At 43.3% G+C, this 23,057-nt stretch carries 19 protein-coding genes, 1 tRNA gene and 4 pseudogenes; 7 read left to right on the top strand and 17 right to left on the bottom strand.

Going from position 1 to position 23,057, the window contains the following annotated elements; all coding sequences use genetic code 11:
• Positions 1-53: 53 nt before the first annotated feature.
• The 5 genes and pseudogenes from DXC04_RS16145 to DXC04_RS00380 all read right to left on the bottom strand — a co-directional run.
• Positions 54-227, bottom strand: a pseudogene (locus DXC04_RS16145) (TRAP transporter substrate-binding protein); the annotation flags it as partial.
• A pseudogene (locus DXC04_RS16140) lies at positions 221-370 on the bottom strand (TRAP transporter large permease subunit); the annotation flags it as partial. The pseudogenes DXC04_RS16140 and DXC04_RS16145, both read right to left, overlap by 7 nt.
• Positions 370-498, bottom strand: a pseudogene (locus DXC04_RS16135) (TRAP transporter small permease); the annotation flags it as partial. The pseudogenes DXC04_RS16135 and DXC04_RS16140, both read right to left, overlap by 1 nt.
• Positions 499-567: 69 nt before the next feature.
• Entirely contained in the window at positions 568-1,329 is a 762-nt protein-coding gene (gene aroD, locus DXC04_RS00385) for a type I 3-dehydroquinate dehydratase (protein WP_118659479.1), read from the bottom strand.
• 60 nt (positions 1,330-1,389) lie between these two features.
• Positions 1,390-1,590, bottom strand: a pseudogene (locus tag DXC04_RS00380) (MFS transporter); the annotation flags it as partial.
• Positions 1,591-1,738: 148 nt separating this feature from the next.
• On the opposite strand from DXC04_RS00380, the gene DXC04_RS00375 reads away from it, so the two are divergent.
• From DXC04_RS00375 to DXC04_RS00360, 4 genes are all read left to right on the top strand, one after another.
• Complete coding sequence (locus tag DXC04_RS00375) at positions 1,739-2,191, top strand: MarR family winged helix-turn-helix transcriptional regulator (protein WP_118659477.1); 453 nt, start codon at positions 1,739-1,741, stop codon at positions 2,189-2,191.
• Positions 2,192-2,269: 78 nt separating this feature from the next.
• Positions 2,270-3,478: an iron-containing alcohol dehydrogenase gene (locus tag DXC04_RS00370; protein WP_021860362.1), complete on the top strand. Its 1,209-nt coding sequence runs from the start codon at positions 2,270-2,272 to the stop codon at positions 3,476-3,478.
• A 4-nt stretch (positions 3,479-3,482) separates the two neighbouring features.
• Complete coding sequence (locus DXC04_RS00365; RefSeq protein WP_118659475.1) at positions 3,483-4,862, top strand: aldehyde dehydrogenase; 1,380 nt, start codon at positions 3,483-3,485, stop codon at positions 4,860-4,862.
• Between the two features lie 102 nt (positions 4,863-4,964).
• Complete coding sequence (locus DXC04_RS00360; RefSeq protein ID WP_118659473.1) at positions 4,965-6,062, top strand: polysaccharide deacetylase family protein; 1,098 nt, start codon at positions 4,965-4,967, stop codon at positions 6,060-6,062.
• Here DXC04_RS00360 and DXC04_RS00355 read toward each other — a convergent pair.
• From DXC04_RS00355 to DXC04_RS00310, 11 genes are all read right to left on the bottom strand, one after another.
• Positions 6,026-7,852 carry a hypothetical protein gene (locus DXC04_RS00355; protein ID WP_199692510.1) on the bottom strand — a complete coding sequence of 609 codons (1,827 nt, stop codon included), beginning with the start codon at positions 7,850-7,852 and terminating at the stop codon, positions 6,026-6,028. The genes DXC04_RS00360 and DXC04_RS00355 overlap by 37 nt on opposite strands.
• Positions 7,837-9,399, bottom strand: a complete 1,563-nt coding sequence (locus tag DXC04_RS00350) for a hypothetical protein (RefSeq protein ID WP_118659469.1) — start codon at positions 9,397-9,399, stop codon at positions 7,837-7,839. Before DXC04_RS00350 ends, DXC04_RS00355 begins: the two co-directional genes overlap by 16 nt.
• A gap of 364 nt (positions 9,400-9,763) precedes the next feature.
• Complete coding sequence (locus tag DXC04_RS00345) at positions 9,764-11,011, bottom strand: 6-phosphofructokinase (RefSeq protein WP_021860357.1); 1,248 nt, start codon at positions 11,009-11,011, stop codon at positions 9,764-9,766.
• 3 nt (positions 11,012-11,014) lie between these two features.
• The gene (locus tag DXC04_RS15460; protein ID WP_158580399.1) at positions 11,015-11,182 is read right to left on the bottom strand and encodes a hypothetical protein; all 168 of its coding nucleotides are present in this window, start codon (positions 11,180-11,182) and stop codon (positions 11,015-11,017) included.
• An 11-nt stretch (positions 11,183-11,193) separates the two neighbouring features.
• Complete coding sequence (gene glpK / locus DXC04_RS00340; RefSeq protein ID WP_117536862.1) at positions 11,194-12,702, bottom strand: glycerol kinase GlpK; 1,509 nt, start codon at positions 12,700-12,702, stop codon at positions 11,194-11,196.
• Positions 12,703-13,019: 317 nt separating this feature from the next.
• Positions 13,020-13,093: transfer RNA gene (locus DXC04_RS00335), tRNA-Arg, on the bottom strand.
• A 190-nt stretch (positions 13,094-13,283) separates the two neighbouring features.
• Positions 13,284-14,099, bottom strand: a complete 816-nt coding sequence (locus tag DXC04_RS00330; protein ID WP_118287934.1) for a protein-ADP-ribose hydrolase — start codon at positions 14,097-14,099, stop codon at positions 13,284-13,286.
• Positions 14,050-14,634, bottom strand: a complete 585-nt coding sequence (locus tag DXC04_RS00325; protein ID WP_243112071.1) for a DNA-deoxyinosine glycosylase — start codon at positions 14,632-14,634, stop codon at positions 14,050-14,052. The genes DXC04_RS00330 and DXC04_RS00325 overlap by 50 nt, the downstream gene beginning before the upstream one ends.
• Positions 14,635-14,681: 47 nt before the next feature.
• Positions 14,682-15,209 carry a hypothetical protein gene (locus DXC04_RS00320; RefSeq protein WP_118659467.1) on the bottom strand — a complete coding sequence of 176 codons (528 nt, stop codon included), beginning with the start codon at positions 15,207-15,209 and terminating at the stop codon, positions 14,682-14,684.
• Positions 15,200-15,865, bottom strand: coding sequence for a J domain-containing protein (locus DXC04_RS00315; protein ID WP_118287937.1), 666 nt, complete (start codon positions 15,863-15,865; stop codon positions 15,200-15,202). Before DXC04_RS00315 ends, DXC04_RS00320 begins: the two co-directional genes overlap by 10 nt.
• A gap of 11 nt (positions 15,866-15,876) precedes the next feature.
• Positions 15,877-16,734: a DUF5685 family protein gene (locus DXC04_RS00310; RefSeq protein WP_118659465.1), complete on the bottom strand. Its 858-nt coding sequence runs from the start codon at positions 16,732-16,734 to the stop codon at positions 15,877-15,879.
• Positions 16,735-16,988: 254 nt separating this feature from the next.
• Here DXC04_RS00310 and hydE point away from each other — a divergent pair, with 254 nt between their 5' ends.
• The 3 genes from hydE (at position 16,989) to hydF (ending at position 20,870) form a co-directional block, all read left to right on the top strand.
• Positions 16,989-18,038, top strand: a complete 1,050-nt coding sequence (gene hydE / locus DXC04_RS00305) for a [FeFe] hydrogenase H-cluster radical SAM maturase HydE (RefSeq protein ID WP_118659463.1) — start codon at positions 16,989-16,991, stop codon at positions 18,036-18,038.
• A gap of 26 nt (positions 18,039-18,064) precedes the next feature.
• On the top strand, positions 18,065-19,486 hold the full coding sequence (gene hydG / locus DXC04_RS00300) for a [FeFe] hydrogenase H-cluster radical SAM maturase HydG (protein ID WP_117536868.1): 1,422 nt from the start codon (positions 18,065-18,067) through the stop codon (positions 19,484-19,486).
• Between the two features lie 103 nt (positions 19,487-19,589).
• Complete coding sequence (hydF, locus tag DXC04_RS00295; RefSeq protein ID WP_118659461.1) at positions 19,590-20,870, top strand: [FeFe] hydrogenase H-cluster maturation GTPase HydF; 1,281 nt, start codon at positions 19,590-19,592, stop codon at positions 20,868-20,870.
• Positions 20,871-21,164: 294 nt separating this feature from the next.
• On the opposite strand, the gene DXC04_RS00290 is transcribed toward hydF, so the two are convergent.
• Entirely contained in the window at positions 21,165-23,054 is a 1,890-nt protein-coding gene (locus DXC04_RS00290; RefSeq protein ID WP_118659459.1) for an extracellular solute-binding protein, read from the bottom strand.
• Between the last annotated feature and the right edge of the window lie 3 nt (positions 23,055-23,057).

Genomic DNA, 23,057 nt, shown 5'->3' with positions numbered 1-23,057 from the left:
TAACGCATTCGGAGTGGAGTGGCAATAGGGAAGTGAGATGTATAAAGAGCAGATTTCTCACTGACGATCAACGAGATCAGATGCGGCAGATGGTTTGTTTCTATTACGTAGTCCTGTTGCTCATACAGCCGGTTGGATACGATGACTTCGCATGGATTTTCCTGTGCATCGATTGTTTTCTGCTGTAATCCAATATACACTTCGCTAAAATTCATCGGTGTCGGATTCCTTCTACCAGAATCCCCCAAAGGTCTTTGATCTGAATACTTTTATATAGGAAGAAACTGATAAATAATGCATAAAATACGGAGATGACTGCTGCCTCTGTAGGGGATGCCACACCGGTATAAATACATCCGAGGATAACAAGATAAGTTCCACGGTATGATTGACAACTTTAAACATTGCTTTTCCTCTTCGCGGGAATGCTGCAACGAATTGTTCGATTTTTATCGGAATACATCGTTTTGTACAGTAACTGACGCTCAAGAAACCTGCTAATTACTCTAATCATTTACTTTTTTCAGCTGACACCCTGCGGTAATTACATACCTTCTGTCAGTTCTATTACAGACTCTTGTGCAGTAACTCCAGTACAGTCTTCAGGTCTTCTACTCCCATCTGCCCCGGTGCGGATGCTTTTCCTGCTGCACCGAATGTCAGTGCTGAACCAAACACTTCACCGCAGAGACGGCTGATTACGCCAGTTTCTGCCATAGACATGGTGATGATCGGACGATCTGCATGCTCTTCTGACATTTCTCTTGTTGCTGATAACAGTGTCAGTACATCTTTTTTATTCTGCGGCATCACTGCAATCTTCGGAATATCTGCCCCCAGTTCCTGCATTTTGCAGAGACGGGATACAATCTCTTCCTGCGCCGGTGTCTTGTGGAAGTCATGATTGGATGCAACTACTTTCACACCTGTGGCATGCGCAGTTTCGATGATCTGTTTTACAGCCGTCTCTCCGGTAAATGCTTCTACATCTACAAGATCTATCTGTCCGCTCTTTGCTGCTCTTTCATTTAACGCCACGTAAACATCTGTCTCAATTGCTTTTTCTCCACCTTCTTTTGCGGTACGGAAGGTAAATAACAGTGCAGTCTCTCCGATTACATTTCTCAATTCTTTTGCAGTCTCTTCTACCTGGTTGAAATCGAAGACATTTTCATACCAGTCTACACGCCACTCGATGACGTCTGCTCCGATTGTGCAAATATTTTTTCCTGCTTCCAGGATCTCTTCTTTTGTTACTCTGACGATCGGAACACAGATCTTCGGTGTTCCTTCGCCAATGGTTATATTTCTTACTTTTACTGGATTCATGTATTTTGTTCCTCCTGTTTTCCGATAACTGCTGCTTCTTTCGTGTACACATTACCTGTTTTATTTTTCAGTACGTGCTAATAGTTTACCATATCTCAGATTGACAAACAAAGCCAAAACCACACCGATCACAGTGATTACAACATTCATTAAAATAACGGCTGTCGCGCTCATTTTCGCAGCGGCACTTAAGATCGTGTAGTTACAGAGGCTGGATGCGATCATGACAAGGCTAGTGATCGTTCCTTTAATAGGAAGGAAGCCGTCTGCACAATCTCTCGAGACTGCAGGCGGCTTTCCTGCTTTTGCATTTTGTTCTGATTGATTGGTCTTTTTTTCACACATCTCTTTACCTTCCTTTCTATTCGTGTTATATTCAATGTTGATTAATCAACATTGAGGTGTTTTTATGGATGATCGTTTTGAAAAATTAACAACAAATGTTGCGCAGATTCATAAGAGTATTCAGAAAATCAAGAAGATCTATATGCAGTCACAGGGACTTAAGAGTACCCATGTCATGTGTCTTTACTATCTGTCTGATCATCCGGACGGCTTAACTGCTGCCGGATTATGTGAACTATGCAAAGAGGATAAAGCCGGTATTTCCCGCATCTTAAATGATCTGGAGAACCGGAACTTCATTGCTTATGAAGCGACCGGAGCAACGCACCGATACCGTTCCCGTGCCCATCTGACAGATGCCGGAATGGCATGTGCCAGAGAAATGCGCTCCTTTATTTCCCATGCGTTAGAAGAAGCAAGCAAAGATATTGCCGAACCACAGCGGAAGATTTTTTATAAGACATTATTTACCATAGCTGATAACCTGGAGCATTTAAGTCAGGAACTCTGTAAATAAGAATCATTTTTATTAATCAAAAGCTTTCCAGAAAGCAAACTGCAGCTGGAATACTATTTTTTAAGAAAGGATACACTCATGCATACTTTAAGAAAAATTTACTGCCGTACATTTCAGACGGTATTTAAGATTGCACTTCCCTTTCTCCCGTACCGCACGCCGGAGATTGTCCCAAGTGTGAAGAAACTCCCGGAGATCATCCGGGCAAATGGCTCTTCCCGCGTCCTCATTATTACGGATGCCGGGATCCGCTCTCTCGGATTGACGAAAAGATTGGAAAATGCCTTAACAGCGGCAGATATTCCATACACAATCTACGACAAAACAGTTGCCAATCCAACAACAACCAACGTACAGGAAGCACTGGCTCTCTACAAAAAGAATAACTGTGATGCCCTGATCGGATTTGGCGGTGGCTCCAGTATGGACTGCGCCAAAGCTGTCGGTGCCCGCATTGCAAAGCCGAAGCAGTCACTTGCGAAGATGAAAGGAATCCTGAAAGTACATAAGAAACTTCCACTCTTGATTGCTGTTCCAACAACAGCCGGAACCGGAAGTGAGACAACGCTTGCCGCTGTCATTGTAGATGCGCAGACTCGTTACAAATATGCGATCAACGATTTTCCTCTGATTCCTCGCTATGCGGTTCTTGATCCGAAAGTCACCTTGAGTCTTCCGCCATTTATCACTGCAACAACCGGTATGGATGCGCTGACACACGCGGTTGAAGCATTTATCGGGAACTCAACTACTTACGCAACACGGAAAGATGCGCTTATGGCTGTACAGCTTATTTTTGAAAATCTGGATACAGCTTACCACGATGGTAAGAATGTAAATGCAAGAAGAAATATGCTTCACGCCTCTTACTATGCCGGCTGTGCATTTACCAAATCCTACGTCGGTTACGTTCATGCAGTCGCTCACTCGCTGGGTGGTCAGTATAATGTGCCGCATGGACTTGCCAATGCAATCCTGCTTCCTCATGTTCTGGAAGAATACGGAGAATCCATTCACAAAAAACTGAAAAAACTTGCCATTGCAGCCGGTATTGCAACAAAAGAAACTCCTGCCCCGCAGGCTGCCGCTGCATTTATTGATGCGATCAAAGAAATGAAACGGACTTTTGGAATCGGCAATACAGTTGCCGAAATTCAGGAAACAGATATTCCAAAACTTGCCCACTATGCTGACAAAGAGGCGAATCCGCTCTATCCCGTTCCGGTCCTGATGAATGCAAAAGAACTGGAAAAATTCTATTATATGCTCATGCCAGAGGAGGACTGAAATTATGACTGAAACACAGATTCATGAAATTGTTACTGCACAGCGGGAGTATTTTTACACCGGCGCAACTTTAGATATTGATTTTCGCATCCACGCACTGAAGAAATTAAAAGCTTATGTGCAGTCTCACGAATCTGAGATTGCAAAAGCGATCTCACTTGATCTTGGAAAAAGTTCTTTTGAAAGTTATATGTGCGAAACCGGTATGGTTTTAAGCGAGCTTACACACATGTTGAAACACACACGCTCTTACGCGAAAGAAAAGCGTGTCCTGACTCCACTCGCACAGTTCCATTCCAGAAGCTACAAGAAGCCATCCCCTTACGGTGTGACTCTCATCATGAGCCCATGGAACTACCCATTCATGCTCACGATCGAGCCTCTGATAGACGCTATTGCAGCTGGTAATACTGCCGTTTTAAAACCAAGTGCTTACTCACCGCATACAAGCGAACTCATTAAAAAAATGGTTGCTGACTGCTTTGATCCGCAGTTTGTGACTGTCGTAACCGGTGGCCGTGCGGAAAACACCTGTCTTCTTGGCGAACATTTTAACTATATTTTCTTCACCGGAAGTCAGGCTGTCGGCAAAGAAGTTATGCGCCAGGCATCTGCAAACCTGACTCCGGTCACACTGGAGCTCGGCGGCAAAAGTCCATGTATTGTTGAAAAAAGTGCAAACCTGAAACTTGCTGCAAAGCGAATTGTCTTCGGAAAGTTCTTAAATTGCGGACAGACCTGTGTTGCTCCGGATTATATTTACTGTGACCGCTCCATCAAGATCGACTTGATCCACGAGATCAAAAAACAAATGCAAAAACAATACAAATCAGATCCTCTTTCCAATAAAAATTATGGAAAGATTATTAATGAGAAACATTTTGACCGTATTCTTGGGCTGATTGAACAGAATAAAGTCGTATATGGCGGGCAGAGCGACCGCAGTCGTTTAAAGATTGCACCAACACTTATGGATAATGTTACTTTCGATGATGCAGTCATGTCAGAAGAAATCTTCGGACCGGTACTGCCGATCTTGACTTACGACAACCTTGATATGGTTATCGAAAAAATAAATTCCATGCCTCACCCGCTGGCTCTTTATCTGTTTACATCTGATAAAGCCATCGCAAAAAAAGTGACTTCCCACTGCGGTTTCGGCGGCGGCTGTATCAACGACACGATCATCCACCTTGCCACAAGCAATATGGGATTTGGCGGCTTCGGTGAGAGCGGCATGGGTTCCTATCATGGATTAGATGGATTCTGCACTTTCTCGCATTACAAGAGTATTGTTGATAAGAAAACCTGGTTGAATCTTCCAATGCGCTACCAGCCTTACCGCAAGATTCACGACAAGCTGATCCATATGTTCCTGCGGTAAGTGTTTCCTCCATTTGCAAAATTGATATCTGCATTGTATAATGTGGACACACTCCCAGGCTGAGTTTTTCCGGTTAAACAGGGAGACAGAGGGGACAAATTTATGAAACACAAACACCAGAGAAATAAAATTCAAAGCAATAAAACGCAAAGCACCCATAAACAACACAATCAAAATTATTCACTCAGCAGCTCAGGGCACAGGCGCCATAATAGCAGATCAGCTGTCTCTACACAGGTGCGCCGCCAGAAGCGTCTGCGTTGTGTGCTGACTGTCATTCTTCTGATCCTGCTTGCAGTTCTTGGTGCTGTTATCTTCTATAAACAGAAAGTACAGAAACAGGAACGTGCTCAAATTACAGCCACAAAGCAAGCCAAAGAAAAAAAAGCAGAGGAAGAAAAGGCTAAGGCTGCAGAACAAAAAGCGAAAGCGCAGGAAGCTGCTAAAAAGAAAGCAGAAGAAGCGAAAAACTCACGTCTTAATAAGGATGTGCAGACTGCTGAAAATACAGCGACCGAACAGGATCATAAGACAAACGGTCTGTCGATCTGCATGTATCACTACGTTTATGATAAGAATAATCCACCGAAAGAGCAGTTGAACAACAACTTCATCGAAGTTCATGATCTCGAAGCGGAACTGAAATACCTGACAGAAAATAACTACTACTTTCCTACCTGGGAAGAAGTCCGAAAATATGTCAAAGGCGAACTGCTTCTTCCAAAGAAGAGCGTTGTACTCACTTTTGATGATGGTGCGTACAGTTTCTTAAATCTGGGTGTACCGCTTTTCAACAAATATAAGGTCCCGGTAACTTCTTTCCTGATCGGTAATCTGGAAGGCAAGAAGAAGGTGAAGAAATATGCCAGCGAATATATGACATTCCAGTCCCATTCTTACAACATGCACCGGGGTGGCGGTAATATCGGACACGGCGGAATCTTCCCTGTCATGAACCACAATGATGCCGTTGCTGATCTTCAGAAATCGATCCACATCGGTGGCAATTCCGATGCTTTTGCCTATCCGTACGGTGATTACAATGACAGTTGTATCCAGGCTGTAAAAGATGCCGGTTTCAAATGTGCGGTTACAACCGAATACGGTCGTGCCAAAGTCGGAGATGATCCACTTGTACTTCCTCGTATACGTATGTTAAGAGGTCAGTCTTTAGACAGCTTCAAAAAACTGGTTGAGTAGATTACTCCACCAATAAGCAGAATACCAAGCACTGTTCCTGCGACTTTTCGAAGGAGCAGTGTTTTTGCTTGCTCTCTTTCTTTTTTCTTCTGCTCTTTCTTTATCTGCCTGGAACTGATATCGTCATTATCATCTTTTATAAATGGACGGATCAATGGCTCAACCAGCTTCTCCAGCACAGATTTTTTCTTTTGTACTGTAAAATGAATCGTTTTCACTGCCACATTTCCGGTCTGATCTTTTGCCTCTGCGATCACCTCATAATCACCTGCTTTCTTAATCGAAAATCTGGTCCTTGCTTTCCCTTGAACATGCTGTTGTTCTTTTCCATTAATCTGCACCTTTCGGAGTATATCTTCTGCATCTTTAACTCCAATTTTAAATGTAAGATGTCCTTCATACTTTTCTCCTTCCTTTACGCCTTCAAACACAATCTCCGGTGCTGTATAATCAATTGTAAATACTGCTTTTGCGTGTGAGGTATTCCCGGCACGGTCTGTCGCATGTACTTCCAGTATGTGCTGTCCTTCTCTTGTCACTCGTTCTCCCATCGAATATAATCTTCCATCCAGCCTTACTTCATAATCGTAACCGGTAAAATCCTGTATGAGTTCTTCTTTTCTGTAATTCCATTCAAAGCTTTTTAATTTTGCCTGATCCAGCGTATCCACATACCGGATCACCGGATTCTTCTGATCTACAATCACCTGAGCTGTCTGCTTTACTTCGTATCCTGCAGCGTCTTTTGCGTAAATATGCAGCCGGTAAATTCCATCTTCACGCAGTCTGTGAACACTTCTCTTCATCTCTCCATGATCTTCCCACACCAGTAATTCCTGTGACTGCTTCCTGCCCTTTGTATTTTCATATTTTATTTCTGCATGAAATTCATCCAACACATTCTCTTCCTGCACCCTGTACACAGCAGTCAACGGTCTGCTTGTGATCATATATGGCGTCACGCCTCTGATTTCAGCTTTTGGGGACTGATTATCAATATAAAGATTTCTTTCCTGTCTGTTCTGATTACCGGCATGATCTCGCGTCTCAAAAAGAACCCGCACCGGTTTGCCATTTCTTGAAGACTGCCGGATCACAAAATTTCCACCTGCCTTTCCTATCTCTGCCTGCTTCTCTCCATTTACATAGCATGATATGTTTTTTATGCCGCTGTATTCGTCTTTTGCATTTACATGTACTGTCGTTTCATTCCTGTGCCAGCTTTCAAATCCTCCATCTGCCGATACTTGAAATTCCGGAGCAGACAGATCGATTCTGAATGTTTTCTCCCACTGGAAATCCTCTTGTTTTTCACCGTTTTCATCTTCCATCCACACGTCCAGTTCCTGTTCTCCCTGCCGGAACCAGTCTTTCGGAATGGTATATTTCTTATTTTCTTCCGTGAGTTTTCCTTTTCCCAGTACTTTATCCCCCTGTGTCAGCCGGAAGACTGTCTCCCCCCGTTTACTGACATGATGAAGAGTCACTTTCGGAATAGTCACATAATAACCATTTTCACCATCCGGCTCTGAACATTCTTTTTCAAATTTGATAATCGGCTCCGGTGGTGTCGGCTCTGGTTCCGGCGACGGCTCTGGTTCCGGCGACGGCTCTGGTTCCGGCGTTGGTTCTGGCGACGGCTCCGATTCTGAACCTATTGCCTCTGCTTCTCTTCTGATCGTGATTTTTCCTACAGCCTTGTCTCCTGCATAAGACAGCATTGCCTGTTGTGCATAGATCATCGTGAGTACAAGTATCAGACACCCGATTGTTTTTATTCTTTTTCGCATACTTTTTCTCCTTTCATCTGAAATCCCTGTTCCTGTAAAAGTTTCCGGAAATCTTCATTTTTCTGTATGTCCGTTCGATTTTTCACAGCTCTTTCTAATGCCTTTCTGCATGCTCTGCGGTTTTTTTCTTTCTCTTTGCATGTCACGCGCAATTTTAATACCTGTAATTCCACGGAATCCGGATACTCTGTCACTCCTTCCCGGATTCTGCGCATAGCATCATCATTTTTCTTATCTGCCAGAAAAAGCTCTGTCACTTTGCGGTACAATTCTTCTCTCTCTGCTCTTTTCCCTTCCACTGCAAGCAGTTCTTCATACATTTTTGCAGCGTCACTCTTTTTTCCATTCTGTTCATATGCCATTGCCATCCACTGCGTGACCTCTTCCTGCCCTTCTTTCTCCCCAAGTGCCCGATATTGTATCCCAAGCCTCAATAATTCTTCCCGCTGTTCTTTCGCATCCAGACAGGTATATCCTTTGAGTACACACCGGTAGTAAATGGCATCTTCTTTCTCTTCCAGCAGAAGTGCCGTCTGTTCAAGAGCCTGTTTTAGTTCTTCCTCCGGAAGTGTCTTCTCTGCAAGGCAGGCAGACACAGCTGCCATCCCTGCGGCGATCCCACTCTCTTTATCTGTCTTCTTTGTTCCGGCACACGCCGCCTCGAAATGCTGTCTGCTCTTCTCATAATCTTCCAGTTTCAAAAAATACAGGCTGCCAAGCTCCATTTCTGTAGTCTGCATCTGTTCTGCGGTTTCTTTTTTACCGGCTGTATATGCAGCAGCCTCTTTTTCATCTATCCCTGTTTTGGTTTCTGCTGCTTTTACATCGTTCCCGGAATTTATAGCATGGGATTTTTCTGAATATGAATTTGTAGAATGGGAATTTCCGGCAAAGATACTTCGCCCAAGTATGATTACAACTACTGCTGCAGCTATATAGAGCCATTTACGAAAATATTTTCCTTTTGATCGTTCTTTTTCTTCTTCGTTTTTGTATGATGGAATCATGCGCTTAATTTCCTGCGCAGACTGACAGGCTTTCTTTGACTGCCGGTTCAGACATCTGGAAATAATCTTTTCCAGTTTCAGAATTTCCTTTTTGTTAAGATCTGGCAAAACTTCTGTCTCTGCCAGTAAATATTGATACGTGCGTGCCAGTCCGTACAAGTCTAATGTAACACTCGCACGCTGATAGTAGGCTTCTTCCTCCGGCAGGAAATGCTCTCTTATAGTCCGCTTCTGCATACGGATCAACATCTCCTGGTTGGATGCCGCCTTCAGATCAAGGAAATACAATTCCTCATCTTCTGCTATGATCATGCTGTATGGATTCACATACTGATAACAAGGTGCACCCCTGCACTTGTGCACACACGCAAGTGTTCCTGCCATCTTACGCATCCATGCAAATAACTGTTCTTTCTCTATCTCTTTTTCTTCCCGTATATAACGGATGAGCGTTCTTCCTCTTACATACTTTGAACTGACATAACAACTCTCGCTGTGTTCGATCAGACGGAGTACATCGTATCCTTGTTCATATGCCATGTTGTTCTCCTTTTTATGAAATTTTATGTTGAGTTTTGTATTGGATTTCAATCTGATTGATTCTTTTGATCTGACTAAATTATTATTTAGAATTTCCTTTGACTCTCTAAGACTTATTGAGTGATTCTTATCATACTGGATTTATTTCTAAAATGCAAGCATTTTTTCTTCCGCAACCATAAATCTACCGACAGCTTCCTCCGGATGCTATAGTAACGAAAAGCGCCTTCTCACAAATGCCGGGGAAGACATCTGGAGAAGGTGCTATTGTCAATCACATTCTAGTTGTATTATAGCATTTTCATACAATTTAATAAAATAAGTTATTTTTATATATTCAATTACTTATAGAATACATCTATGCCTAGCGTTGACTCAGTTCTTTTGGTGTATACAAATGACGTGGAATACCATCTACCATGACCGGTGACACATCTCCCTGGATCAACGGTCTTACATAAGAAATAAATTCGCCGGTGACATATGTTCCGTCTTCAGTAACCCACTCTCTCGGAACTAATTTCTCGTCATTGGCAATCTTGTGAACATCTTTGACTTCGGTTCCACACTGATAAGGATCATCGGAAAGTCGCTGTAGAACAACCATTTTACCGGAATCTCCTTCATCTGCTGCTTTCACTGCTGCACCGCCTACCTGATAAGCTTCCAGAATATCTACTCTGGATGAACAGTGGGACGCAGATCTCTGCAAAGTGCTTAACTCAATGGCACGTGTCTTGCATCCGATCTCACCCGCAATATAGCTTGCAAGATAAGAAGCTGTACCGGATAACTGTTTGTGACCGAATGCATCAACAAAATCAACGCTGTTTCCAAGTTCACATACATATTTGCCATCTGCTGTTCGTATTCCTTCCGATACAGCGACAACTACGGATGGCTTCTTCTCGAGCAGTTCACGCACACGTCTGCCAAATTCAGCAATGTCAAATGGCAGCTCCGGCAGATAGATCATATCCGGTCCTTCACAGTCTTCGCCTGCCGCAAGTGCACAAGCACCGGTAAGCCAGCCTGCGTTTCTTCCCATGATCTCTACAATGGATACCAGACCTTTGCTGTATTCCAGGCAGAAACTGTCACGGATGATCTCTTTCATAGACGTTCCGATATATTTTGCCGCACTTCCAAATCCCGGTGTATGATCCGTCAGCGCCAAGTCATTATCGATAGTCTTCGGGCAGCCTACGAAACGTGTCGGATGTCCGGTAATGATCGCATAATCAGATAATTTTTTGATCGTATCCATGGAATCATTTCCACCGATATAAATAAATGCTTCTATGTCAAGCTTATCCAGGATTGCAAAAATCTTCTCATAGACGCTCTGATCTTCGTGGATTGCAGGCAGTTTATAACGGCAGGATCCTAAAAACGCTGCCGGTGTACGTTTTAACAGCTCCGCATCAAGCTCTGTCTTGATATGATCCGACAGATCAATGTATTTTTCCTGCATTAATCCCTGAATTCCGTGCAGCATTCCATACACTTTCTTTGCTCCACGATCTTTTGCCGTGCGGTAAACCCCCGCCAGACTTGAGTTGATTGCAGCTGTCGGTCCTCCCGACTGTCCTACAATTACATTTCCTTTCATAATTTATCTCTCCTTTCCTTCAGGCAGATGAGACTGTGCATAGGCTAATCCGCGCAGACAACCGTTCCCCGTTACATTAAATACCTGTCCGCCCTCGGCCTCTACAGTCAGACTGCAATGATTTTTACAAACCTCACAATTAAAATGCAATACTTCTACTTTTTTCTCCATATCTTTTCGTTCTACTCCTCATCTCTCGCCCAGTCAAAAGCGTAGCGGACTGCTTTATTCCAGCCTTTTAATCTCTTCTTCCGTTCTTCTTCTGTAATCGCCGGTGTAAATGTATGATCCACTGCCCGATTTTTCCGGACATCTTCTTTGTCTTTCCAGTATCCGACCGCAATTCCTGCCAGATATGCTGCTCCCATTGCAGTTGTCTCCACACATTCCGGCCGTTCTACCGGTGCTCCTGTCAGATCTGCCTCTGCCTGCATAAGGAAATTATTAGCACTTGCGCCGCCGTCTACTTTTAATTTGCTTAGATGAATACCAGAATCTGCCTCCATCGCTTTTAATACGTCATTGACCTGATATGCTATAGATTCCAGTGTGGCACGGATCACATGATATTTGTTCACACCTCGTGTCAGTCCTACGATCGTTCCTCTTGCATATTGATCCCAGTGCGGCGCTCCAAGTCCGGTAAATGCCGGTACAACATAACATCCGCCTGTGTCCGGAACTTTCTGTGCCATATATTCGGAATCTTCGGACGCATCGATAAGACGCATCTCATCGCGTAACCACTGGATTGCCGCACCACCGATAAAAATAGAACCCTCTAATGCGTAATTCACTTTGCCATCCAGTCCCCATGCAATTGTTGTAACAAGCCCATTCTGGGAAAATACGGGTTTCTCTCCTGTATTCATCAGAAGGAAACATCCGGTTCCATATGTATTCTTCGCTTCTCCCGGCTGATAGCAAGTCTGTCCAAAAAGTGCTGACTGCTGGTCACCTGCCGCTCCTGCGATCGGGATCTTTCCACCAAGGAACTGTGAATCCGCATAACCGTAAACACAGCTTGAAGGCTTCACTTCCGGAAGCATAGATGCCGGGATATCAAGTATTTGTAATATTTCCTCATCCCACGACAATGTATTGATGTTAAATAACATCGTCCGGGATGCGTTGGAATAATCGGTTACATGGACTTTTCCTTTTGTCAGTTTCCAGATCAGCCATGTCTCGATCGTACCGAACAGCAATTCCCCATTCTCCGCTTTTTCTCTTGCTCCTTCTACATTTTCTAAGATCCAGCGAATCTTCGTTCCGGAAAAATAGGCATCAATGATCAGTCCTGTCTTCTCTCTGATCTTATCTGTCAGCCCCTGTTCTTTCAATCCGTCACAATATTCGGCAGTTCTTCGGCACTGCCATACGATTGCCGGACAGATCGGTTCTCCGGTTGTCCGGTCCCATACGACAACCGTCTCTCTCTGATTTGTAATTCCAATTGCTGCAATATCTTCCGCTTCGGCACCGATCTTGCTCATTGCCTCTACCGCAACTCCAAGCTGTGTGGACCATATCTCGTTCGCATCGTGCTCCACCCAGCCCGGTTTTGGAAAATACTGTGTAAATTCCTTCTGTGCAAGACTCTTGATCTCGCCCTTTTCATTAAATAAAATGCACCGGTTACTTGTTGTCCCTGCATCCAGTGCCATGACATATTTCTTTCCGTTACTCATCTTCTCTGCCTCTCATTATTTTCCGCTCCTGCTGTTAACAGAATTCTCCAATATTAATACAACTACAATACCAGTTCTAATTCCATAAAGACTTTGTACCTTAGATGTATGTACTTTAAATATATGCTATGGTGATATTATACCATAGCACAAAGCCTTTATACAATTATCAATGTGCGTTTCCATTGTATCTGTTCATTTATTACTCTTAGGAAATACCGGCGAAGAATCCACCTGTGATGTTTCTGATGAAATTACTGATAATGCAGAACTTTTGATGGTAAGAAAAAAGCACTTCTCTCTGAAGTGCTTTTAAACGTGGGCGAGAGGATTCGAACCCCCGACCTTTTGGTCCGTAGCCAAACGCTCTATCCAGCTGAGCTACGCCCACATTTGCTGTTTTGTAACTGTGTTACTGTCTCACAGCAAAATTTATTATATTGCATATGCTTTCATATGTCAATACTTTTTTGATATTTTTTTCAAATTTATTTTTCAAATTTTCTTTTTGATTTTTTCAAAGCTTCTCATTCTGGCTTTTTATAAACGATTATAAGCCCTTTAAAGACAGCTTTTATATGCTATAATAATGCCTTCTTGAACAGTTTTTTGTAAATATTGTAATCTTCTTCTTTGAATACATTAAATACAACACGCTCCAGCTTCGAACCGGTCAGGAAACGGTCTGCTGTATCGACTGCGATCTCTGCTGCCAGTTTATTCGGAAAATGGAATTCTCCGGTTGATATACAGCAAAATACAATATTTTTCAGTCCTTCTTTTTCTGCCAGTTTCAGACAGCTTACATAGCAGGATTTTAATTCTTCTTTTTGTTTTTCTGTTACCTTGAGTCCGACGATCGGTCCGACTGTATGGATGACATGCGCCGCCGGGAGATTATAGCCCGGTGTGATCTTTGCTTTGCCGGTCGGCTCTTCGTGTCCCTGTTCTTCCATCAGCTCTGCACAGGCATTACGGAGCTGGATTCCTGCTGCCGAATGGATCGCATTATCTATGCAACCATGACATGGAACAAAACATCCGAGAAGCTGACTGTTTGCTGCATTAACAATTGCATCTGCCTGAAGTCTCGTAATATCACCGCGCCACAGGCTCATCCGATCTGCATTACGCACCTGCCCGATTCCGAATTCTTCTGCCGCCGTCGGCAGTTCTTCGACCTTTACAAGGCCTTTTTCCTGTGCTTCTTCTGTAAGCAGTTCATCCTGTAATTCCATATAACCATTTAAAGCCGGTCCTGGGAAACGGACATTCATCAGACTTCTTAAGAGTCTGCGTTTTCCCACAGAATCCACCGGTTCTGCAAGGGTATCGTAGCTTCTGTTTTCATTTTTTAAATATTGAATTAAACGGCTGACTTTTTCTTCTTTTGTCATGAATATCACTCCGTAAATATAGTCGTATCCCGGCGTATGCTTCATACAGCTGTTCATAGCTCGTCCTGCAGTTTGCCGGGCTGGTGGACGGAAGCTGTATGATTTCCATTCCTGTCTGCGCTTCACAGTAGCGTCTGTATAACTGCGCTGCCTTTGTTCCGGTTGCATAAATCTGTTCGATTGGTGCATAATCCAGTATCCGGTGCATATCGTTTGGTGTCGGATTTTTTATAGAGGCATCATCCGCGCCATGGATCTCGCATCCTGCCAGCACATCCCATATGGCAATTCCGTGCTTCAACGCAAGTGCTTTCTTCTCTTCGATCGTCTCCGGTATCGGCTCTTTACATACATCCGCAATGACTTTCCAGAATCGATTGCGCGGATGTCCGTAATAAAATCCATTTTCCCGCGATTTTGGAGACGGCATCGTCCCAAGCATTAATATTTTTGAATGGCTGTCAAATACCGGTTCAAACGCATGTGTAATGTATTCCGTTTCTTTTTTTGCTGCCATGATTGCTTCCCCTTTCATACATTTACCACGGGGTCTTATCTTTTTTCTGCTAAAGCCCGGCTCTATTACCACCGATTTCTTATCTTATTCCACAAGCTGCCCTGTACATATTCATAAGCTCTGTCATACAGGAAAAACGCAATCTGTCCTGCTGCCACAACACCCGCAAACATCCATACCGGAAGCGTTCTTGCAAATAATAATTTCTGAAAAAACCAGATACCCGGAAGATACATAACATTAAATACCAGATACTTGACAATCCAGAAAGCCACTGACTGTCTGCGTATATTTTCTTTTTTGCGGATTTTGAAATATGCCCACTCGTTAAATAAAATATACAATCCCATTGCCGCGTAAGTAAGGATGTAAAATTTATTCGGTGTCACAAAAAAGCCAAGAATGAGTGCGCCCACATAAAATGCCAAACTCATCTTCGCTCCTGCCTCCCGATATACAATTCCAACAAAATACGATGCCCCGGCAAGAAGGAACAGCGTATTGCTTTCTATGATATTGCCCAGATACAGGCACACAATGGTCACTGCAAGCATCAGGCCTGCAAATGCCAGTTTTCGCGTTCTTACATGCATGTGCAAAGATCGCCTCCCATACATTCACACATAGTATCCGCAAGCCAGAGATCACAGCAAAAATTTCCGGTACTGCAAGTCCCCGCAGAGCCATAACCGCCACCGTACGGATTTGACTGATACTGTCTGCCGGCATAGCTTAACTGGTTCATAAGCTGACGATACTGTAAATTATTTGGTTCCATATTTACTGCTTTTGCTGCATGCTCCTGCGCAAGGACATTGTTTCCCATACCCGCATTCGCTGCCGCACTCAAATAATACCATTCTGCATTTCGATCTTCCATACGGTTCAGCAGGTTCAGTGCCTCCTGATAACGACGATTATTGATAAAATTATAAACTGCCTGACGCTCTACACTAGTCGTACCGCCCGCACCGCCATAGCCACTATTTCCATAGCTACCGCTTCCTGTAGTATAACTTCCGGCATTCCCATATCCGTAATGATAACCGCCACCATTTTCACGTTCTTTTACAATCGTGTCATACGCTTCCTGCACTTCTTTGAATTTCTCTTCTGCAAGATCCTTGAGCGGATTGTCTACATTCGCATCTGGATGGTACTTTCTTGAAAGTTCTCTGTATGCTTTTTTTATTTCGTCATCCGTGGCTTCCGGTGATACACCGAGTACGTCATATGGATTTTTGTTCATTTTCTAACCTCTTATTCTTTCCTGTCTTGTTGGTCTTCTGTTGTCTTCTCTTCTTTTTGCTTCTGAAGCTTTCTGTAACGCTTCCACACTCCATCATATAATATATTCCGTAAAATGTCTATGTCTACGAGCAGCGGGAGCTGTTCAAATGCCGCACTTGCTTCACCGAGCATCATGCAAAGCATATTCCGGCAGCGTTCTTCATAATCCGGCTCCCTGCAGATATTTTTCAGTGGATTATAGCTGCCTTCTTTCAAATCATTATCCAGATCATCATAAGCATCCATAATATAAATATATTTACCAAGGTAAAATCCCATGCATCTTAATTTTTCTGCCCAATGATCTTCTCTATAGATAAAGATTTCTGCCATAAGCCTGCCAAAACATCCGGCCGGCTCATCAATCATTGTCGATCCGTTCTTCTCATAAATGCTTAAGTTCTGCAATTCTTCTCTGATCACCCGGCACTGCCTTGGATATTTTTGAATTGCCTTTTGCACACGGCGTTTTAATGCCTTGCTTCCGATCAACGCAGAAGCTTTATGCTCGTCCTCCCAGTCATCAACCAGGTGATAATATGCCAGGATCAGATTCATATCTGCTGCATATTCAGTAAATTCATTATTTAAAAATAATTGCTTTTTGAATGGATGAACCTTGCATCTGCCTCTGGTTACATCCGGCTCTTTCTCATACAAAGAAGTCAGTATAATAATCAAAAATGTCATATCGTAGGTCAGCGTAAGCTGTCCGAGATGCCCATAATTTCTCTTCAATTGCTGACAGAGTCCGCAGTAATACCCTTTATATTTATGAAATTCTTTTACTTTCAGCTCTGGTTCGTGAGCCGTTACATATCCAAACATTTCTTTTCTCCTACTTATGCTGACTGGTATTATAACAGATTTTGTGGAAAGTGACTATATTTTCATTGTGAAAGTTTTATGTTCATGGTATAATCACAATACATTCGTACTAATTGCAAAGGAGTAACCCTGCGCAAAAAGGCGTTCAGAACGTAAGTGCATTTTCAATGCCGTTTAAAGAAAGGAGTCTTGTAACCCCTTTTTAAGCTAACTCTGCCTGACGCCATGTGCGTCAGGTTTTTTAGTGTAAAATTATGGAACATTTGAAAATGCTGATCGACAAACTGAAAAAAGAACAGGCACTTACGAAAGAGGAATGGGTAGAGCTGATTGAGGGGCGAAATGCCGAACTTGCCGAATATCTCTTCGCACTTGCCCGCGAAGAACGGCACCACTATTACGATCACGACGTATACGTCCGGGGACTGATCGAATTTACCAATTATTGCAAAAACGACTGCCTTTACTGCGGTATACGAAAGAGTAATTCTAACGCAAAACGGTACCGTTTAAGCGAAGAGGACATTCTCTCCTGCTGCGGGACCGGTTATGAGCTTGGTTTCCGCACCTTTGTCCTGCAGGGCGGTGAGGATGGATTTTACACAGATGAGAAGCTGGTACACATCATTTCCTGGATCAAGAAATTATACCCTGACTGCGCACTGACACTTTCCATCGGTGAAAAATCCCGTGAAAGCTATCAGGCTTATTATGACGCAGGTGCTGACCGCTACCTGCTCCGTCACGAGACTGCAAATGCCGCTCATTATGCGAAGCTGCATCCTGCTTCGCTAAGTGCCGCGAACCGTCAGCAATGTCTGTGGGATTTAAAAGACATTGGTTATCAGGTGGGAACCGGTTTTATGGTCGGTTCACCGTATCAGACAGCGGAACATCTGGCTGAGGATCTTCTATTTATTAAGAAGCTGAATCCACATATGATCGGCATCGGACCATTTATTCCGCACCACGATACGCCATTTGCCGATGAAAAAGCCGGAACGCTGGAACTGACACTTTTTATGCTGGGACTTTTGAGACTGATGCTCCCGAAAGTGCTGCTTCCTGCCACAACAGCGCTTGGCACGATCCATCCGAAGGGACGGGAACTGGGGATCCAGGCAGGCGCCAATGTCGTAATGCCAAATCTGTCGCCGGTGAGTGTCCGCAAAGATTATTCACTGTACGATAACAAAATCTGTACCGGAGATGAAGCCGCGGAATGTCGTTTCTGTCTGGAACGTCGCATGAAATCTATCGGTTACAATATTGTCACTTCGAGAGGTGACTCGTTGAACATTTAACAACTTATTTTATGGAGGAACATATCATGTATGATGTAAATTCAAAATGCGCGGATGATTTTATCAACCACGAGGAAATCTTAGAAACACTTGCTTATGCAGATGAAAACAAAAACAACAAAGAACTGATCGAATCATTGATCAAAAAAGCTTCTTTAAGAAAGGGCTTATCTCACAAAGAAGCTTCTGTTCTGTTAGCCTGTCAGGATGACGAGCTGAATGAGAAAATCTTCCGGCTCGCCGAACAGATCAAAAAAGATTTTTACGGAAACCGTATTGTACTTTTTGCACCGTTATATTTATCCAACTACTGTATCAACGGCTGTACTTACTGTCCGTACCATATGAAAAATAAACACATTGCCAGAAAGCAGTTAACACAGGAAGAGATTCGCAGAGAGGTTATCGCACTGCAGGATATGGGGCACAAACGTTTGGCACTGGAAGCGGGTGAAGATCCTGTGCACAATACAATGGATTATTATCTGGAATCCATCAAAACGATTTACGATATCAAGCATAAAAACGGTGCAATCCGCCGTGTCAATATTAATATTGCCGCAACGACAGTCGATAACTACCGTCTGTTAAAAGAAGCCGGAATCGGTACTTACATTCTTTTCCAGGAGACTTATCACAAAGAAAGTTATCTGCAGTTACATCCGACAGGACCGAAACACGATTACAACTATCATACAGAAGCTATGGATCGTGCCATGGAAGGCGGTGTAGATGATGTTGGTATCGGTGTGCTCTTCGGACTGGACAAATACCGCTATGAATTTGCCGGACTTCTGATGCATGCAGAACATCTGGAAGCTGCATTCGGCGTTGGTCCGCACACGATCAGCGTGCCGCGACTGCGTGATGCAGATGATATTGATTCCAGCTCATTTACAAATGGAATCGATGATGATACATTTGCAAAAATTGTTGCATGTATCCGTATCTCGGTTCCGTACACAGGCATGATCATTTCCACACGTGAAGGAATGAACACCCGTGAACGTGTTCTTCACCTTGGTATTTCCCAGATCAGTGGTGGTTCCAAGACCAGCGTTGGTGGATATTGTGAACCGGAACCGGAAGATGCAAAATCCGAACAGTTTGATGTCGTTGACAACCGTACGCTGGACGAAGTCGTACAGTGGCTGATGCAGATGGATTATATCCCAAGTTTCTGCACTGCCTGTTACCGTGCCGGAAGAACCGGCGACCGCTTCATGTCTCTGTGTAAGAGTGGACAGATCCAGAACTGCTGCCACCCGAATGCACTTATGACACTGGAAGAGTACTTAATGGACTACGCTTCACCGGCAACGAAAGCGATTGGTGACAAGCTGATCGATAAGGAAGTGCTGAATGTTCCGAATGAGCAGGTACGCAAGACGGTACTGGAAAATTTAAAACTTATCCGCGAAGATAACCGCCGCGATTTTAGATTCTAAAAAAGGGGACGGGGCTTTTCTAGAAAATCCCCGTCCCCTTTTTTTACCTTTTGTTTATCCACAACTCATCCACACAATTTATCCACAGAAGGAGGATTTCTTTATGAGTATGAACAATACACCTTCCGCAGAGCGTGTACACATCGGGATATTCGGACGCAGGAATGCCGGGAAATCCAGTGTGATCAATGCCATGACCGGGCAGGATCTGGCGATTGTATCAGATGTAAAGGGAACGACCACTGATCCGGTTTTAAAGGCGATGGAGCTTCTTCCGCTTGGTCCGGTTGTCATGATTGACACACCGGGGCTTGATGACGAGGGCGAACTTGGAGCGCTCCGTGTACAGAAGGCTTATCAGATATTGAATAAAACAGATATTGCTGTTCTTGTTATGGATGCCACTCTTGGTATGACACCGGAAGATGAGGCTATCTTAAAACGAATCCAGGCGAAAGAGATTCCATTTCTGCTTGTGTTTAATAAGACGGATCTGCTTACCAGTGATACGCAAATCCAAAATACAGACGATTACAGAGTCACTTCCGCACCAAATACTTCCATAACAACACTTCGAAGACAAACTGCTGAAAAATGCGGTATCCAGGAAAATCTGATTTTTTTTGTCAGTGCCTCTGATATGGATCACATTTATGAGTTGAAAGAAAAGATTGCTTCCCTTGCCCCGTCCGATGACAATGACCACCGGATCGTAGCAGATCTGATCCACCCCGGAGATTTTGTTGTGCTTGTCGTTCCGATCGATAAGGCCGCTCCAAAAGGCAGACTGATTCTCCCACAACAGCAGACAATCCGGGATATTTTAGACTGTGGTGCTACGGCGATTGTTACAAGGGATTCCGAGCTGGAAGAAACCCTAAAAAAGCTCGGGACAAAGCCTTCGCTTGTCATCACTGACAGCCAGGCATTTGCAAAAGTCTCCAAGCTGACACCTGCCGATATACCGCTTACTTCTTTTTCAATCTTATTTGCAAGATATAAAGGAAATCTGGATACGGTTGTACGCGGTGCCCGTGCACTTGATAAACTTTCAGACGGTGACCGTATCCTCATCTGTGAGGGCTGTACACACCACCGTCAGTGTGAAGATATCGGAACGGTAAAGCTTCCGAACTGGATTCGTGAATACACGGGGGAAAATGTGGAATTTGATTTCAAGAGCGGAACAGAATTTCCACCAGATGTGGATAAGTATCAATTAATTATTCACTGTGGTGGATGCACACTGAATGAGCGTGAAATGAAATACCGTCTGAAATGTGCAGAAGATGCCGGTGTACCGATCACAAACTACGGAACTGCAATTGCATATATGAAAGGAATTCTGAAGCGGAGTACGGCGATATTTTCTGAAAATATGTAGTTCACATGATGTAAAAAATAATATTTTCGAAACCGTATGAACTATACTAATACATAATTTTCAAATTCCTCAGCATACTACCAACGGTTATATAGGTTATATTAATAATGCATACTACAAGAGCCTGAACTTTCTTAAGCTATTTCCATTATTTTATGGATTATCACTTTGAAATCAGGCTCTTATTCCTTTTCTCAGTCCATTCCTTAATCCGAGAATCTCTATTCACTTATTACCTGCAGCAATCTTTCCCATTGCCAATACTTACATATATTGGATTTGCAAAAAACCTATCTACTTATTACTTGCTGCAATCTTCACTTTGCTCCACAGATTGCTGATGATCTTCTTCGTCTTCTCATTATATTCAAAGACTTCATCTTTTTTATTATCCGTTCTCGGAATATATGCGTCGATTCCTTCAAATTCTCCGCCTTTGCCGTGTAAATCCTCCATAACCTTTTTGTTGGCAGATGTATAGCCAACATAGCTGGAATTATCATATGCACCATCGTAGTCACTTGCATAATTGATAAATGCATGCGCAAGGTCAACGTTTTTGGCATTTTTCGGAATAACCATCGCATCGGACCACTGGTTTGTTCCGCTGTCTGGAAGATAGTATCCCATTTTCGGATTTTCCGCCATGACATAAGTTGCATCTCCGGAATAGATAAGCCCCAGCGCTTTTCTCGCCTGTGCCATATTATCGATGATCTCATCCGTCACGATCTCCGGCTTCATCGTTCCCACGCATTTCAGAAGCCACTGGTAAGCCTTATCAATCTCTCCCTGATCACTGGTATTCATCGAATATCCAAGTGACTTTAATGCCATCATGAAAGAATCTCTCTCTGAATCATACAGGTAAATATCTCCTTTGTATTTCTGATCCAGGAAAATATTATATCCTTCTTTTTTCAAATCTTCTTCGGATACCTTTGTCTTGTCATAGACAATCCCGACAGTTCCCCAGAAATACGGAACCGAATATTCATTTTTCGGATCATACGGCAGTCCTTTGACCGCTTTATTCAGCTTATCCATACAGGTCAGCTTTGATTTATCCAGTTTTTGTAAATATCCTTCGGAAATCAGACGCTCAATCATATAATCACTCGGAACGAGAATATCATACGCTTCTTTATTTGCGACTTTGATGTACATCTGTTCATTGGAATCAAAGTTCTCCAGCATAACTTTCGCACCGGTTTCTTTTTCAAAGTCCTGAATGATATGTTCACCGACATATTCTCCCCAGTTATAAATCCTGAGTGTCTGTCCTTCAAACGGACGTTTGTTCTGTGCTCCGCCGAACTGCGCAACACATATGACCGCAACCAGCGCCGCACAGACGGCTGTGACCGGTATCCACATTCTCCTTCTTCTGACTACATCTGTCTTCTTTCTTTTGCTTGCCAGCATTGGCATAATATTGATCACCAGAAGTACGATCGTAATAATCACAACAACAAGCGTAGAAATCGCGTTAATGCTCGGATTCACTCGTTTGCTCATTGTATACACCATAATACTTAAGTTCTTTACACCTCGTCCGGTTACGAAATAAGAAATGATAAAATCATCTACGGACATGGTAAATGCAATCAGCGCTCCGGACACGATTCCCGGTGTGATCTGTGGCACAATAACTTTCGTCAGAGCCTGCCACGGTGTTGCCCCAAGGTCCATTGCCGCATCTGCCAGGTTCGGATCCAGTGAGCGAATCTTCGGCATCACGGAAAGCATGACATATGGGATACAGAATGCAATGTGCGCAAGCAGCATCGTCACATAGCCTTTTTCCACACGGAATGTGATAAATAACAGCATAAATCCAATCGCTGTTACAATTTCCGGGTTCATAAGCGGCAGATTATTGACCTGATCCATCAGATCACGCACAACTTTTTTTGACTTACTTATTCCAATTGCAGAAATTGTTCCTACAATTGTGGAAATAATTGTAGCCAGCACCGCCACACTGAATGTTGTAGAGAGCGCCTCCATCATATCGCTGGAATCCAGCATATGCCGGTACCAGCGCAGTGAAAATCCGGTAAAACTTGTCAGTGATTTTCCATCGTTAAATGAAAAAATAATCATATATAATATTGGAAGGTAGAAAAAGATGACTGAAAGTACCATCAAGATCTTCCCGATCCGTCGTTTCTTTTGTTTCATCTT

Source organism: Dorea sp. OM07-5 (genome assembly GCF_003481355.1).
Taxonomy (GTDB): domain Bacteria; phylum Bacillota; class Clostridia; order Lachnospirales; family Lachnospiraceae; genus Dorea_D; species Dorea_D hominis.
This window is presented reverse-complemented; position numbering and strand designations above follow the sequence as displayed.

What these genes read in the sequence shown, in the direction of transcription:
- aroD (WP_118659479.1), bottom strand. Translation starts at nt 1,329, where the DNA reads ATGAATCCAGTAAAAGTAAGAAATATAACCATTGGCGAAGGAACACCG.
- DXC04_RS00375 (WP_118659477.1), top strand. Translation starts at nt 1,739, where the DNA reads ATGGATGATCGTTTTGAAAAATTAACAACAAATGTTGCGCAGATTCAT.
- DXC04_RS00370 (WP_021860362.1), top strand. Translation starts at nt 2,270, where the DNA reads ATGCATACTTTAAGAAAAATTTACTGCCGTACATTTCAGACGGTATTT.
- DXC04_RS00365 (WP_118659475.1), top strand. Translation starts at nt 3,483, where the DNA reads ATGACTGAAACACAGATTCATGAAATTGTTACTGCACAGCGGGAGTAT.
- DXC04_RS00360 (WP_118659473.1), top strand. Translation starts at nt 4,965, where the DNA reads ATGAAACACAAACACCAGAGAAATAAAATTCAAAGCAATAAAACGCAA.
- DXC04_RS00355 (WP_199692510.1), bottom strand. Translation starts at nt 7,852, where the DNA reads ATGCGAAAAAGAATAAAAACAATCGGGTGTCTGATACTTGTACTCACG.
- DXC04_RS00350 (WP_118659469.1), bottom strand. Translation starts at nt 9,399, where the DNA reads ATGGCATATGAACAAGGATACGATGTACTCCGTCTGATCGAACACAGC.
- DXC04_RS00345 (WP_021860357.1), bottom strand. Translation starts at nt 11,011, where the DNA reads ATGAAAGGAAATGTAATTGTAGGACAGTCGGGAGGACCGACAGCTGCA.
- DXC04_RS15460 (WP_158580399.1), bottom strand. Translation starts at nt 11,182, where the DNA reads ATGGAGAAAAAAGTAGAAGTATTGCATTTTAATTGTGAGGTTTGTAAA.
- glpK (WP_117536862.1), bottom strand. Translation starts at nt 12,702, where the DNA reads ATGAGTAACGGAAAGAAATATGTCATGGCACTGGATGCAGGGACAACA.
- DXC04_RS00330 (WP_118287934.1), bottom strand. Translation starts at nt 14,099, where the DNA reads ATGACAAAAGAAGAAAAAGTCAGCCGTTTAATTCAATATTTAAAAAAT.
- DXC04_RS00325 (WP_243112071.1), bottom strand. Translation starts at nt 14,634, where the DNA reads ATGAAAGGGGAAGCAATCATGGCAGCAAAAAAAGAAACGGAATACATT.
- DXC04_RS00320 (WP_118659467.1), bottom strand. Translation starts at nt 15,209, where the DNA reads ATGCATGTAAGAACGCGAAAACTGGCATTTGCAGGCCTGATGCTTGCA.
- DXC04_RS00315 (WP_118287937.1), bottom strand. Translation starts at nt 15,865, where the DNA reads ATGAACAAAAATCCATATGACGTACTCGGTGTATCACCGGAAGCCACG.
- DXC04_RS00310 (WP_118659465.1), bottom strand. Translation starts at nt 16,734, where the DNA reads ATGTTTGGATATGTAACGGCTCACGAACCAGAGCTGAAAGTAAAAGAA.
- hydE (WP_118659463.1), top strand. Translation starts at nt 16,989, where the DNA reads ATGGAACATTTGAAAATGCTGATCGACAAACTGAAAAAAGAACAGGCA.
- hydG (WP_117536868.1), top strand. Translation starts at nt 18,065, where the DNA reads ATGTATGATGTAAATTCAAAATGCGCGGATGATTTTATCAACCACGAG.
- hydF (WP_118659461.1), top strand. Translation starts at nt 19,590, where the DNA reads ATGAGTATGAACAATACACCTTCCGCAGAGCGTGTACACATCGGGATA.
- DXC04_RS00290 (WP_118659459.1), bottom strand. Translation starts at nt 23,054, where the DNA reads ATGAAACAAAAGAAACGACGGATCGGGAAGATCTTGATGGTACTTTCA.